General features: G+C 63.7%; 12 protein-coding genes. 3 read left to right on the top strand and 9 right to left on the bottom strand.

Annotated features, from left to right (window positions below):
• Positions 1-96: 96 nt before the first annotated feature.
• From coaD to ABH939_RS07800, 5 genes are all read right to left on the bottom strand, one after another.
• On the bottom strand, positions 97-591 hold the full coding sequence (gene coaD, locus ABH939_RS07780; protein ID WP_003942776.1) for a pantetheine-phosphate adenylyltransferase: 495 nt from the start codon (positions 589-591) through the stop codon (positions 97-99).
• Positions 588-1,154, bottom strand: a complete 567-nt coding sequence (gene rsmD, locus ABH939_RS07785) for a 16S rRNA (guanine(966)-N(2))-methyltransferase RsmD (RefSeq protein WP_030535425.1) — start codon at positions 1,152-1,154, stop codon at positions 588-590. Before rsmD ends, coaD begins: the two co-directional genes overlap by 4 nt.
• Entirely contained in the window at positions 1,151-4,555 is a 3,405-nt protein-coding gene (locus ABH939_RS07790) for a pyruvate carboxylase (protein ID WP_003942675.1), read from the bottom strand. Before ABH939_RS07790 ends, rsmD begins: the two co-directional genes overlap by 4 nt.
• Positions 4,556-4,675: 120 nt before the next feature.
• On the bottom strand, positions 4,676-6,937 hold the full coding sequence (gene recG / locus ABH939_RS07795) for an ATP-dependent DNA helicase RecG (protein WP_404649529.1): 2,262 nt from the start codon (positions 6,935-6,937) through the stop codon (positions 4,676-4,678).
• A gap of 73 nt (positions 6,938-7,010) precedes the next feature.
• Positions 7,011-8,720: a DAK2 domain-containing protein gene (locus ABH939_RS07800; RefSeq protein WP_404649530.1), complete on the bottom strand. Its 1,710-nt coding sequence runs from the start codon at positions 8,718-8,720 to the stop codon at positions 7,011-7,013.
• A gap of 333 nt (positions 8,721-9,053) precedes the next feature.
• Between ABH939_RS07800 and rpmB the strand changes: the two genes are divergently transcribed.
• Both rpmB and ABH939_RS07810 read left to right on the top strand, forming a co-directional pair.
• Positions 9,054-9,245 (top strand): 50S ribosomal protein L28, encoded by a 192-nt coding sequence (gene rpmB, locus ABH939_RS07805; RefSeq protein WP_003942669.1) that lies wholly within the window; start codon positions 9,054-9,056, stop codon positions 9,243-9,245.
• A gap of 131 nt (positions 9,246-9,376) precedes the next feature.
• Positions 9,377-10,171 (top strand): enoyl-CoA hydratase-related protein, encoded by a 795-nt coding sequence (locus ABH939_RS07810; RefSeq protein WP_030535424.1) that lies wholly within the window; start codon positions 9,377-9,379, stop codon positions 10,169-10,171.
• Positions 10,172-10,237: 66 nt separating this feature from the next.
• On the opposite strand, the gene ABH939_RS07815 is transcribed toward ABH939_RS07810, so the two are convergent.
• From ABH939_RS07815 to ABH939_RS07825, 3 genes are read right to left on the bottom strand one after another with little or no spacing between them, the layout of a single operon-like run.
• Complete coding sequence (locus ABH939_RS07815) at positions 10,238-10,909, bottom strand: uracil-DNA glycosylase (protein ID WP_042450832.1); 672 nt, start codon at positions 10,907-10,909, stop codon at positions 10,238-10,240.
• On the bottom strand, positions 10,909-11,430 hold the full coding sequence (locus ABH939_RS07820) for a gamma carbonic anhydrase family protein (protein ID WP_003942761.1): 522 nt from the start codon (positions 11,428-11,430) through the stop codon (positions 10,909-10,911). Before ABH939_RS07820 ends, ABH939_RS07815 begins: the two co-directional genes overlap by 1 nt.
• A 9-nt stretch (positions 11,431-11,439) precedes the next feature.
• On the bottom strand, positions 11,440-12,471 hold the full coding sequence (locus ABH939_RS07825) for a thiamine-phosphate kinase (protein ID WP_404649531.1): 1,032 nt from the start codon (positions 12,469-12,471) through the stop codon (positions 11,440-11,442).
• A gap of 77 nt (positions 12,472-12,548) precedes the next feature.
• On the opposite strand from ABH939_RS07825, the gene ABH939_RS07830 reads away from it, so the two are divergent.
• The gene (locus tag ABH939_RS07830; protein WP_007729332.1) at positions 12,549-13,241 is read left to right on the top strand and encodes a DUF3515 domain-containing protein; all 693 of its coding nucleotides are present in this window, start codon (positions 12,549-12,551) and stop codon (positions 13,239-13,241) included.
• Here ABH939_RS07830 and ABH939_RS07835 read toward each other — a convergent pair whose 3' ends face one another.
• On the bottom strand, positions 13,242-14,348 hold the full coding sequence (locus ABH939_RS07835; RefSeq protein ID WP_039973089.1) for a D-alanine--D-alanine ligase family protein: 1,107 nt from the start codon (positions 14,346-14,348) through the stop codon (positions 13,242-13,244).
• Between the last annotated feature and the right edge of the window lie 57 nt (positions 14,349-14,405).

Consider the following 14,405-nt stretch of genomic DNA (forward strand, 5'->3'; position numbering starts at 1 on the left):
ACATCGTCACCGGTCCACTCGGACCTGTGCCCGTTCCTGTCCAAGTTTGCCGGAAGAACGGCCAACGGGGTGTCGTCGTGGTCGGTGTGTCGGGGATCAGCTGTTTTCGGCTGCTCGCTCGGCGATACGTGCGAGTAGCCGAGAATGCACTTTGGCCGGCAACATGTCGGAGACGTCGCCGCCGAAAGTCGCGACTTCCTTCACCAGAGAACTCGACAGGTAGCTGTACGTCGGATTCGTGGCGACGAACAGTGTGTCGACGCCCGTGAGCTTCTGATTCATCTGAGCCATCTGCAGCTCGTAATCGAAGTCGTTCGCGCCGCGCAGACCCTTGACGATCGCGCTGAGGCCTTCTTGTTTCGCGTAGTCGACCAACAATCCGTGCCACGACGTGACGCGAACGTTGGGCAGGTGACTCGTCGCGTCTTCGAGCATCTCGATCCGCTCGTCGATCGTGAACATGCCACGCTTGCTCTTGTTGATCAGCACGGTGACCACGACCTCGTCGAATTGCGCAGCAACTCTTCCGATTACGTCGAGGTGACCGTTGGTCACAGGGTCGAAGGATCCGGGGCAGACGGCGCCAGTCATGAGTCCAGACCGTAGCAGGTGGCCAGCTCGATGCGGGCTTCACCGTAGTTCTTGGCCTTGATCGGCTCGTAGCCCTGAGGCCACACGGTCTCCGGCGAGCGCGACGATCGTTCGAGTACCACGATCGTGCCCTCCCCCACCCATTTGTTGGCCTGCAGATCGGTGAGCATGGACACGACGGCCTCGTCGGTCACCGCATACGGTGGGTCCGCGATCACGATGTCGTATTCACGCGCGCTCGGACCCGAGACCACGGCCGCAACCGGAGCGGCGCGAACCGTCGCCCCAGGCAACGCGACAGTGCCGATGTTCGCCTTGATGACGGCAGCAGCCTTGGCATCCGATTCCACGAGAACAACGTGCTCGGCTCCCCGCGAGAGCGCCTCGAGGCCGAGAGCACCCGAACCCGCAAAGAGGTCGAGAACCGCGCACCCTTCGAGATCGATGCGCGCTTCGAGAGCACTGAACAGCGCCTCACGAACCCGATCCGACGTCGGACGGGTGCCGCTCGGCGGGACTCGCAGGCGTCGACCGCCCGCGAGTCCCGAGATGATGCGTGTCACTCTGCGGCGCTCTCCCCCGTCGAGACGACTACCAGCAGGTCTCCGCCCTCGACCTGTTGGACGGCGCTGATCGCGATCCGAGAGACGACGCCGGCGCGCGGCGAGGTGATCGCCGCTTCCATCTTCATTGCTTCGATCGTGGCCACGGTGTCGCCGGCCTCGATCTTCTGGCCTTCCTTCACCGCGAGCGTCACGACGCCCGCGAACGGTGCCGCCACGTGGCCCGGGTTGTTCTTGTCGGCCTTCTCCGCCACCGGTACGTCACTGGCAATGGAGCGATCGCGGATCGAGACCGGGCGCAGCTGGCCGTTCAGGATGCACATGACAGTGCGGTAGCCGCGCTCGTCGGGCTCGGAGATCGCTTCGAGACCGATGATCAGCTCAACGCCGGGAGCCAACTCGACGCGGTGTTCGTCGCCGCGCCGCAAACCGTAGAAGAACTGGTTCGCCGAAAGCCGCGACGTGTCACCGTACTTCTCGCGGTGTTCGAGGAATTCCTTTGTCGGGCCGGGGAACAGCAGACGATTCAGCGTCGCCTGACGGTCCTTCGACGAGCCCTCGAGCAGCACCTCGTCCTCAGCGGACAACGTCGCTTCGGGCTTGGCCTGGCCACGTCCTTCGAGTGCCTTGCTGCGGAACGGTTCCGGCCAACCACCGGGAGGCGTACCGAGTTCACCGCGCAGGAAGCCCACCACGGAGTCGGGAATGTCGAACTTCGCCGGATCTGCGGCAAACTCCTCCGAAGGCACGCCGGCGCCGACAAGGTGGAGGGCGAGGTCGCCGACGACCTTCGACGACGGCGTCACCTTCACGAGATGCCCGAGCATGCGGTCCGCGTCGGCGTACTTGGCTTCGACCTCTTCGAACCGGTCGCCGAGACCGAGAGCAACGGCCTGGGTCCGGAGGTTGGAGAGCTGGCCTCCCGGAATCTCGTGCGTGTACACGCGACCCGTCGGCGCCGGCAATCCGGATTCGAACGGCGCGTACACCTTTCGCAGCGCCTCCCAGTACGGCTCGAGGTCGCACACGTTCTGCAGGTTCAGTCCGGTGTCGAACTCGGAGTGCGCGGCAGCGGCGACGATGGCCGAGAGCGCAGGCTGGCTGGTGGTTCCGGCCAGTGCCGCGGAAGCACCGTCGACTGCGTCGGCGCCCGCCTGCCAAGCGGCGAAGTACGTCGCCAGCTGTCCACCGGGAGTGTCGTGCGTGTGAACGTGAACCGGCAGATCGAAGTTGCTGCGTAGCGCGGTCACCAGCTTGGTAGCTGCCGGAGCGCGCAGCAGGCCTGCCATGTCCTTGATCGCGAGCACGTGAGCGCCGGCATCGACGATCTCTTCGGCCAACTTCAGGTAGTAGTCGAGCGTGTACAGAGTTTCGTTCGGATCCGACAGATCACCGGTGTAGCTCAGCGCCACCTCCGCGAGGGCCGTTCCGGTCTCACGCACCGCGTCGATGGCAGGCCGCATCTGGTCGACGTTGTTGAGCGCGTCGAAGATTCGGAAGATGTCGATACCGGTGTCGGTGGCTTCCTGAACGAATGCGCGCGTGACCTTTTCGGGATACGGCGTGTAGCCCACCGTGTTTCGGCCGCGAAGAAGCATCTGAAGGCAGATGTTCGGGATCGCCTCGCGGAGTGCGGCGAGCCGGTACCACGGATCCTCGTGCAGGAAGCGAAGTCCCACATCATAGGTCGCGCCGCCCCAGGCTTCGATCGAGAGCAGTTCCGGCGTCAACCGCGCAACGTGCCCGGCTACTCCGAGCAGTCCGCTGGTCCGAACTCGCGTGGCCAACAACGACTGGTGCGCGTCACGGAAGGTGGTGTCGGTGACGCCGACGGCCTTCTGCTCACGCAGTGCCTTCGCGAAACCTTCGGGTCCGAGTTCGAGGAGGCGCTGACGGCTACCGGCAGGAGGAGGCGTCGAAAGATCGATCTTGGGCAGCTTGTCCTGCGGGTACACCGCCGAGGGCCGCTCCCCGTGCGGCTTGTTGACAGTCACATCCGCGAGGTAGGTCAGGATCTTCGTGCCGCGGTCTGCCGAAGAACGCAGAGTCAGCAGCTGAGGACGTTCCTCGATGAAGGAGGTTGTCACGCGTCCCGCCCGGAAGTCCGGGTCGTCGAGAACCGCCTGCAGGAACGGAATGTTGGTCGAGACACCACGAATGCGGAACTCGGTGACCGCGCGGCGAGCTCTCGCCACAGCGGCTTCGAGGTCGCGACCGCGACAAGTGAGTTTGACCAGCATGGAATCGAAGTACGCTCCGACCTCGGCGCCGAGTGTGGCGCCACCGTCCAAGCGGATACCGGCTCCGCCCGGGGTGCGGTACGCGGTGATACGGCCGGTGTCCGGGCGGAATCCGTTTGCCGGATCCTCGGTCGTGATGCGGCACTGCAGCGCCGCGCCGCGAAGCTTGATCGTCTCCTGTGACAGACCAAGTTCTGCAAGCGTCGAACCGGACGCGATCTTGAGCTGCGACTGGACCAGGTCCACGTCCGTCACTTCTTCGGTGACAGTGTGCTCGACCTGAATTCGCGGGTTCATCTCGATGAAGACGTGGTTGCCGCGCTTGTCGAGAAGGAACTCGACGGTGCCCGCGCACGTGTATCCGATCTCCTTCGCGAAGGCGACGGCGTCGGCACAGATCTTGGCACGCAACTCTTCCGAGAGATTGGGCGCCGGAGCGAGCTCGATCACCTTCTGGTGGCGACGTTGCAGCGAGCAGTCACGCTCGAAGAGGTGGATGACGTTGCCCTGCTCGTCGGCGAGGATCTGCACTTCGATGTGCCGGGGGTCGATGACGGCCTGCTCGAGGAAGACCGTCGAATCGCCGAAGGCCGATTCCGCTTCGCGCGCTGCGGCTTCGATCGATTCCTTGAGCTGTGAGCGCTCCGCAACACGGCGCATTCCGCGCCCACCGCCGCCTGCGACAGCCTTGACGAAGAGCGGGAAGGTCATGTCCTCGGCGGCTGCGAGCAACTCGTCGATGTCCGCTGACGGCTCCGAAGACGCGAGCACCGGGAGACCGGCGGCCTTTGCCGCTGCGATGGCCCGAGCCTTGTTTCCGGTCAACTCGAGGATCTCGGCGGACGGGCCGACGAACTTGATGCCTGCCTCAGCACACGCCGCCGACAAGTCCGGGTTCTCGGAGAGGAAGCCGTAACCGGGGTAGATGGCGTCGGCTCCGGCGCTCTTGGCGGCGGCGACGATTTCCTCGACCGAGAGATACGCGCGAACGGGGTGACCCTTCTCCCCGATCTGGTAGCTCTCGTCTGCCTTGAGACGGTGGATCGAATTCCGATCCTCGTACGGGAACACCGCGACGGTTCCGGCACCTAGTTCGTAGGCGGCGCGGAAGGCGCGGATCGCAATTTCGCCGCGGTTCGCGACGAGCACTTTGGAGAACATTCGAGAAAACTACCCCGATTTCATCTTGCGTCTACATGCGGAGTCTCATATTTCGGACTGAATCGAGAAACCAACCCGGCGGTCCTCGTGCTATTCGATTTCAGCTTGTCGTCATACCCTTCACGACTTCTCGAGGTACTCGATCCGGTCGGAGTCCAGGGCAGCGGTCACCATGGAAGCGAGGGCGGGATGACCGTCGAGCGACGGATCGGAGTCGACGATTCCCTGAGCGAACTCCCTGGCGGACTCGAGGATGTCTCCATGGGCCATGAGGGAAAGCAGCCGCAGATTCGAGGTTGTGCCCGACTGCGCCGCACCGAGGATGTCTCCTTCACGTCTGGTCGCGAGGTCGAGTTGAGCCAGTTCGAACCCGTCGTTGGTCGCTGCCACCGCCGAGAGCCGCTCGTACGCCGGTCCCCCGGGATTGCTTCCGGTGACGAGGATGCACAGTCCCTGATGTTTCCCTCGACCGACGCGGCCACGCAACTGATGGAGCTGACTGACGCCGAACCGCTCGGCGTCGACGATCACCATCACCGTCGCGTTCGGAACGTCGACACCGACTTCGACAACGGTCGTACAGACGAGGACGTCGATGTCACCGACGTTGAACGCGCTCATCACCACGTCCTTTTCGTCGGAAGGCAGTCGACCGTGCAGCAACCCGACTCGCAGATCGGCCAGCGGACCACTCGACAGCTCTTCGAAGACGTCGACCGCCGACTTGGTCTCGGGCTGCTTCTCCTCGGTGAACTGATCTTCGCCTGCACCCTGCTCGCCGTCACCGATCCGCGAGCACACGACATACGCCTGACGGCCGTCGGCGACGTCCTCACGGATTCGTTCCCATGCGCGATCGACCCACTGCGGCTTCTGCTTCGCGGGCACGACACTGCTCTTGATCGGGGTTCGCCCACGTGGAAGCTCTCGCAGGGTCGAGACCTCGAGGTCGCCGAGCACGGTCATGGCGATGGTTCGCGGAATCGGCGTTGCCGTCATCACCAGCAGATGCGGACTCAGTCCTTCACGGGCACGTGATCGCAACTGATCACGTTGCTCGACGCCGAAGCGGTGTTGCTCGTCGACGACAACCATGCCGAGGTTGAAGAACTCGACGTTGTCCTGAATGAGCGCATGGGTACCGATGACGATCCCGGCGTCGCCGGTCACGGCTTCGAGCAGAGCTGCGCGCTTCGCAGCGACTGGCAGCGAGCCGGTAAGAAGGGCGATACGGGTGGAATGTTCGGCAGAACCGAGTTCACCACCTGCAGCCAGCGAGCCCATCATCTTGCGCAGTGATCGCGCGTGCTGATTTGCCAGGACCTCGGTGGGTGCGAGCAACGCGCACTGATAACCCGCATCGACGACCTGCAGCATCGCGCGCAGAGCCACGATCGTCTTGCCTGACCCGACCTCGCCCTGAAGAAGGCGGCTCATCGGGTGTGGGCGGGCAAGGTCGGTGGAGATCTCCTCCGCGACTGCTTGCTGTCCCTCCGTCAGAGTGAACGGGAGCATCTCCTCGAACTGGTCCGCGATCCCGCCGGCGACCGGAGCGCAGGCCGGAGCCACACGCTCGGAATTGTCGTGACGACGCATCGCGAGGACCAACTGCAGAGACAGCGCCTCGTCGAAACGCAGACGATCCTGTGCTCGTTCGATGTCTTCCTTGGTATCTGGCAGGTGAACGGTGCGCAGCGCCTCGTCCAAACCGATGAATCCGTGCTCGGCCCGAGTCTCGGCGGGCAACGGCTCCTCGATCGGATCGAGTTGGTCGAGCACTTGCCGCACGCACCGCATGATGGTCCAGCTCTCGACCTCGCGGGTCGCCGGGTACAGCGGGATCAACGCGCGGTCGAAGACGGACAGATCGAGTTCGGCGCCGGGATCCTGATTTGCGCGAGCCAGGCCCGCAAGGTCACCGGCTCCCTTGATGGATGCAAGCGGAACTACCGAATCCTCTTCGCCGACACGAGGTTCCGGGAGAATCAGGTAGCTCGGATGAGTGACAGACCACTTGCCGCGGAAGTACTTCACCGTCCCGGAGAACATCGCCCGAACGCCGGGCTTGATGACGTGCCGCACCTTCTGCGGGTTGAAGAACGTGACGTCGACGGTCTGCGAATCAGTCGCCAGCGATACTCGCAACATCTGCCCCGGACGGTTCTTCATCTTCACGACGGCGGCCGACGCCACCCGCGCGATGATGGTGATGTGCTCACCCTCGGGCGGCTCCTTCTCGGCGAGTTCCTTGCCTGCCGACGCGTACCGGTGTGGGTAGTGACGCAGCAGGTCCTCGACGGTGCGGATCTCGAATGCCTCGTCGAGCGCGTCCGCGGTCTTCTTTCCCAGCAGCCGATCGAGTGGGTCGGCGAGCGTCGCCATCAGTTCCTCCAGCACAGTGTCGCGGTAAGCACATGTGTTCGTATATCAGCAGTCACCGACAGACCCGGTTCGATCACTCCACGCCCAACTGGAACAGGTCACCCGGCTGATCACCCTGATAGACGAGCACGTCGACGCCCGGGTGGTGCGCGACGACGTGCGCCTCGAGCTGCCCGGCCAGGTCGTCCGGCGCGTCTGCGCCCATGAGTAGGGTCACGAGTTCGCCACCGGATCCGAGCGCGAGGTCGACCAGTCGCGCACTCGACTCCGCGACGTCGGGACCGATGAGCACCACCTCGTGCCCCATCAGACCGATCGCGTCACCCGGATCACATGTCCCGACGTAGGTCAGCGAACGCTCGACCGCGATCCGCAACGATCCCCAGCGCGTGGCGGCCGCCGCCTCGGACATCGTGAAGCCGTCGTCGGCGACGTTGCGCTGAGGGTCGTGAACGGCAAGTGCTGCCAAGCCCTGGACCATCGACGACGTCGACAGCAGCAGAACCTGGTGAAGCGGATCGCGTGCAGCGGCACTGACTGCGACGAGTTCCTGAGCGGTCAAAGCTCCGTTCGGAAGCACCAGAACTTCGCTGCGTTCCATCTGACGAATGCGGCCGAGCAGTTGTGCGCGTGTCACCGGCGCATCGTCGCACCGAAGAACCGTCGCACCCTCACTCTCGAACAACGCCGCCGCGCTGTCACCGGCAACGACGGCCAGTACGCCGCGCGCGCCGGCCCCGGGGAATCGCCTCTCCGCCCGTGCCACCAACTGGTCGCGTTCGTCGACGAGAAAACTGCTGATGCGAATACCGTGAACCTTCCCGGCCTCGAGGCCGGCTTCCACGGCTGCACCGGCATCGCAGCAATGCACGTGCACCGACCAGCCGCCGAAACCGTCGCTGACGATGACCGTCGAATCTCCGAGGACGGACAGCCGCGTGCGCAGCGCCGTCATGCGATCGTCGTCGGAGTCGTCGACGAGGTACATGACCTCGAAATCCTGTTCCGAGTGATCACCACATTCGATCGGGCTCTTGTGAGCCCAATCGTGATCGAATGCGCTGACGTCGACAACTGCGCTCGACCTCGGGTCCGGCGTCCCCAGATCGTCGCGAACCTGCGGCTTCCCGGTCAGCACCTCGACAAAGGCGTCGAGGATCAGAACCAGACCGAATCCCCCGGCATCGACCACCCCGGCGGACGCGAGAACGTCCAGTTGCTCCGGCGTCTTGTTCAGTGCGACCGCAGCGGCGTCGGCAGCGGCGGCAACCACGGATGCAAGATCCTCGCCGCTCGGTGTCCTGGTGTCGACGCACTCCTGCGCTGCTTCTCCCGATGCACGCAATACCGTGACGATGGTGCCTTCCACCAGATCGGAGACAGCCCGAGAGGCCAGCGTCGTCGCCGTGGTCAGCGAGTTCGCGAAGCTACGGCCGTCGATGTGCTCACCTTGAACGCTCTCGGCGATGCCCCGGATCACCTGGGAGAGGATCACTCCGGAATTACCGCGAGCACCGGACACGGCGCCCCGAGCCAGAGCGTTGGCGACGCGGCCCGCACTGCGGACGTCGTCCTCGATCGTCTCGGCGGAATCGAGTGCAGCCCGCATCGTGAACAGCAGATTGGTGCCGGTATCCGAATCAGGGATGGGAAAGACGTTGAGGTTGTTGATCTCACCGCGACGTTTCTGGAGGCTGTCGACCGCCCGGCGGGCCCAGCGCCGCAGCAGATGTCCGTCCGCGACGGATTCCGCTTCTTCGGCGACGCGTTGCACTTCCCCCACTGACGGTTCCCCTCGACGATGGAAAGACTGACGATGAAAAAGAGATCGGTGATCGGTGCAGTCGAGGGTAGTCCGACGCTTCTGCGCAACCGTCATTACCGGGCGGTTTGGCCATTCGGGCCGGAAGCGGTTACTCTTACACGGTTGCCTCGAACGGGCTACACGAAATAATGCTGCACTTTGTTTGTTGCTGATTGACTGTTTTCACGTTCGGCTGCACAGTGAGCGGTCAAGGATCGGTTCGAAGTCGAGTATATTCGGATTGTAATTCTGGCTGCCCTACCGTGTAGGGTAACCACTTCAATATTCATTTCTAACAAGGAGTTCGCGACTATGGCTGCCGTCTGCGACGTATGCGCCAAGGGGCCCGGCTTCGGTAAGTCGGTCTCGCACTCGCACCGGCGTACCAATCGTCGCTGGAACCCGAACATTCAGTCTGTTCGTACCGAGGTTGCCCCGGGTAACACCCGTAAGGTCAACGTGTGCACCTCCTGCCTGAAGGCAGGCAAGGTCGCTCGGGGCTGATTGCCCGAGCACAAACTATTGCAGGCTCTGCCCCCGTCACTTCGGTGACGGGGGCAGAGCTGTATCTATGTGGCTGTATCTATGTGTCCCCGTGTTTCGTATGGCTGTCGGACACCCGTAATGTGCGTTGAGTGACTTCCATCGATGACCTGAGCAAAGTGACCCTCGACGAGGGCGTACTCCGCATCACCATTTCCACCGCCGCCAACGGCACCTCCCTCGACGACGAAGGACTGGTTCAGGGCGCGCAGGCGCTCGAGACAGTCGGAAACGACATCGGGAGCATCCTTCTGGTCGGCGAAGGCGCAAACTTCTGTGCCGGCGGCAACGTCCGTGCGTTCGCCGCAGCCCCTGACCGCGGCGAGTACGTGGCCGAGGTTGCCCGCGTCTTCCACGTGTTCGTTCGCGCGCTCGACGCTGCGAGCGCTCCAGTGGTGGCCGGGGTCCACGGATGGGCTGCCGGCGCCGGAATGAGCCTGGTCTGCCTCGCCGACGTCGCAATCGGCGGCACCGGCACCAAGCTTCGCCCCGCGTACCCCTCCATCGGTTTCACCCCGGACGGCGGAATGTCGTGGACGCTTCCACGCATCGTCGGCGTGGCACGCGCTCGCGAGATTCTTCTCAACGATTCGGTGATCGGTGGCGACGAAGCCGTCCGCCTGGGGATCCTCACCCGACTCGTCGGCGACGACGAGGTCCAGGAAGAGGCAGCTCGCCTCGCCCGCGCTTTGGCCAACGGACCAAGTACGTCGTACTCGGGAATCAAAGCACTGCTGCGTTCGTCGCGGACGAACTCGCTCGCCGAGCAACTCGACGCCGAAGCCGCGTCCATCGCCATCGCAGCGAACAGCCCGATCGGACGCGAGGGCGTCGACGCGTTCGTCGACAAGCGTCGGCCCGATTTCACTTCCGCAAAGCAGGCCTAGTCGAACTGCCGTGCCGAACGTCGCGACTCGACGTTCGGCAGGCCGGTTCGTGCAGACACCGTTCGATCAGCCCAGATTCCAGTCGACCGGATCGGCTCCGAGTCCGGTCAAGAGTTCGTTCGCACGACTGAAGGGGCGCGAACCGAAGAAGCCACGCGAGGCCGAAAGCGGTGACGGGTGCGCGGATTCGATGATCGGTGTGTCGCCGAGCATCGGCGCGAGAGTGGCCGCGTCACGACCCCACAAGATCGCCACCATCGGCGACGACCGCGCGACCAGAGCGCGGATAGCCTGCTCGGTCACCGGCTCCCAGCCCTTCTTACGATGAGAAGCGGCTTGACCCGGCTGCACGGTGAGAACGCGATTGAGAAGCAGCACACCTTGTTTCGACCACGGTGTCAGATCGCCGTTCGGCGGTATCGGCAACCCGAGATCCTGGTGATACTCCTTGTAGATGTTGCCGAGACTTCGCGGAACCGGCCGCACGTCCGGTGCAACCGAAAAGCTCAACCCGACAGCGTGACCGGGCGTCGGATAAGGGTCCTGACCGACGATGAGCACTCGAACGTCCTCGAAAGGGTTCGTGAACGCACGCAAGACGTTCTCCCCCGCCGGCAGGTACTCCCGTCCCGCAGCGATCTCTTCGCGCAAGAACTTACCCATCGCGGTGATCTGCTCCGAGACCGGTTCGAGTGCCCGCGCCCACCCTGGATCGACGATCTCTGCAAGCGGCGCCATCAGTCGAGCCTGCGCAACGCGTCGCGGTAGTACGCCGCATTGGCTGCGTACATCTTGACGTTTCCGTCGAGGTGGCCGAGCGGAACCTCGTATCCCGCACGGACCTTGGCGGGCACACCGAGTGCCATGCTGCGCGGGGGAACCTGCATCTTGTTGGCCACCACCGCACCCGCGGCGACGATCGACCCCGTCCCGATCACCGTTCCGTTGAGAACAACTGACCCCGACGCGATCAGGCAATGGTCCTCGATGGTCGATCCCTCGATGTGCGCGTTGTGGCCCACGACGCAACCGGAACCGATGACAGTCGCATCGACGGCGGTGCAATGGATGACGGTTCCGTCCTGGATGTTCGATCCGATTCCCACCGAAATGGTTCCGTAGTCACCACGCAATACCGCTTGCGGCCAGATCGAGGTACCCGCTGCGAGAGTCACGGCGCCGATCACCACCGCGTCCGGGTGGACGTATGCGTCCGGATGAATGTCCGGAACTCTGTCTCCAAGTGCGTATACAGCCATGAAAGCAACCTATACCGCGGTGGTACCGGTGGTCGAAAAGCTGTGCCAGCCCCCGCCGCTCTCGCGAAGCGAACCGTCGACGCTCACGCCCGAACCGGCGGCAACCTCACCGATCACGATCCAACCCGACGGAATCTCGACCTCAGGCCCGAAAGTTGCTGCGAATCCGTGATCTTCACCACCGGAGAGGATCCAGTCCAGCGGATCGACGTCGAGCGCCTCGGCCGCCGATGCGACATCGGGTGAGGTCGGAACCGCAGCCGAGAAGATGTCGAACCGCGCGTGCGAGGCCTCTGCGAGATGTCGAAGATCCGCGATCAATCCGTCGGACACGTCCGTCATGGAATGTGCTGATTCTGCGGCGTCCCATGCCGATTGATACGGAGGATTCGGAACGCGATGGGAGGCAAGCAAATCTGGAAAGTTTGCGGGCTTGTCGAGCAGTACGGCTTCGTCGAGCAGTAGTGCCAACCCTGCTGCCGAGCAACCGAACAACCCGGCGACCGCGATCTTGTCACCGATCTTTGCTCCCGAACGCAGAACTGCCGCACGGCCACCGAGATCGCCGAGCACGGTCACCGACACCACGATCACCGGTGACTGGACCAGGTCACCGCCGACCACACCGGCACCCAGATCGGTTGCCGCGTCCCAGATTCCCGCGGAGATTGCGTCGACCATGTCGACGGGTGTCGAAGGCGGGCACCCCAGAGACACCGTGAAGGCCGTCGGCCGCGCTCCCATCGAGACCACATCAGCAGCGTTCTGTGCCACTGCCTTCCGGCCGATGTCGCGTGGTGAAGACCAATCCATTCGGAAATGTCGACCTTCGACCAACATGTCGGACGAGACAACCACACGGCCGTCTCCGGAAGTCACGATGGCGGCATCGTCACCCGGCCCCAATTCAGTGGTGACCGGTTGGATTCGGCCGAGAAGAGATCGCGCGATCACGTCGAACTCCCCCACCTGCTCGACAGTGGGCTCCGACCCGAACTCCGATGATGCAGTGAACTCCGATGATGCGATGAGTCTCTCCAATGCCGACGCAATTCGCTCGTAAGCGGCCTGCGGTACCTTCTAGCTGTGGTCGTGAATGCTTCTGCAAGCTCACGCGTGTGTCGGCAATCCTACCGATTCACCGACATGCTCTCAGAAGTGACAAGACCGCTGATCGACTGGACCAGGACCCGAGCGAAGAACTGAGCATGGCAGAAAACACCTCCACCGCAGACAACGCCGACATCGACCCCGACGGCGACGACGATCCGTCAGAGCGCCGCAGTCCGGCGCTGATCGCCACCGCCATCGCACTCCCGGTAGCCCTGATCGTCGGAGTAGTGATCGCGGCCGTCGTCGCGGGAAACAACGCTGAACTCTCGCCGGTTGCATTGGGACCCGTGCCGGCACCGGCAGCGGAGTCGCCGGCCTGCGTTTCCCTTCTCGGCGCGCTCCCCGACAAGATCGACGACTTCACGAAAGCCGAATTGGTAGAACCTGCTCCGGCCGGTGCGGCAGCGTGGCAGCGCAGCGAAGGAGAGCCGATCGTCTTGCGCTGCGGACTCGACCGTCCGTCCGAGTTCGACCAGGCTGCAGCACTACAGGTCGTGAACGGTGTCCAGTGGTTCCAGGTCTCGGGAACCGACATCGGTTTGGCGGCGAGCACTTGGTTTGCCGTAGACCGCGGTGAATACATCGGTATCACGATCCCCGACGGGACCGGTCCGACGCCGATTCAGGAAATCTCCGACACCATCACGGCGACTCTCGAACAGAAGCCTCTCGACCCGGCGCCGGTCGCGGTTCCCTGATCAGCGAAGGCCGGTGCCGCGAGCGATGGCGGTGTCGACCAGAGTCGAAATCAAAGTGCGGTAATCGATTCCGGTGGCGTTCCACATCTTCGGGTACATCGAGATGGAAGTGAACCCGGGCATCGTGTTGATCTCGTTGATCACCGGGCCGTCAGCCGTGACGAAGAAATCGACCCGCGAGAGTCCCTGGCAATCGAGTGCCTTGAACGCGCGGACAGCAAGCTCTCGAATCTGGTCGCTCACCGACTCGTCGAGTTTCGCGGGGATGTCGAATTCACAGACGTCGTCGAGGTACTTGGTGTCGAAGTCGTAGAACGCGTCCGAATCGGCGTCGGAATCCGGCATCCGGATCTCGGCGACCACACTCGCCTTGACGTCGCCGTTCGGGAATTCGAGGACGCCGCATTCCACCTCGCGGCCGATGATCGCGCCTTCGACGATCACCTTGGGATCATGCAGGCGTGCATGAGCGATCGCCCCGTCCAGACCGTCCCAATTGCTCACCCGAGTGATGCCGATGGACGAGCCTCCACGAGCGGGCTTGACGAAAACCGGAAGGCCCAATTCCGCCTTCTGCTCTTCGGTCAGCGTTGCGGTTCCCGGTCGAAGCACGACCTGCACTCCGACGGGAAGTCCTTCAGCAGCAAGAAGCTTCTTCGTGAACTCTTTGTCCATGCCGGCGGCGCTGGCCAGAACTCCGGGTCCGACGTACGGAACCCCGGCAAGTTCGAGCAGACCCTGGATCGTGCCGTCTTCGCCGTAAGCCCCATGAAGAACGGGGAACACGACGTCGACCGACGCGAGCACAGCACCGGCGTCGGAGCCGTCGAAGGAGATGACCTCGCCCTCGCGGGTGGGGTCCGCGCTGAGGACCACCGACGTTCCGTCTTTGTCGACCGACGGCAGCGCGCGCCCGCTGATCGCGAGGGAACTGGGGTCGCTCGAACCGAGCACCCAGGAACCGTCGACAGTGATGCCGATCGGTACGACGTCGTACCGATCGGGGTCGAGGTTGCTCAGGACGCTTCCGGCGGAAACACAGGACACTGAATGCTCATTGCTCCGGCCACCGAAGATCACGGCCACGCGGGTACGACTGCTGTTCACGCGTCAAACCGTACCGCCGAATCGACTGCGGCACGCGATCGGGCCGGACCGATTTCG

Origin of the sequence: Rhodococcus sp. 27YEA6 (genome assembly GCF_044908235.1) — a bacterium.
Lineage (GTDB): Bacteria > Actinomycetota > Actinomycetes > Mycobacteriales > Mycobacteriaceae > Rhodococcus_F > Rhodococcus_F qingshengii.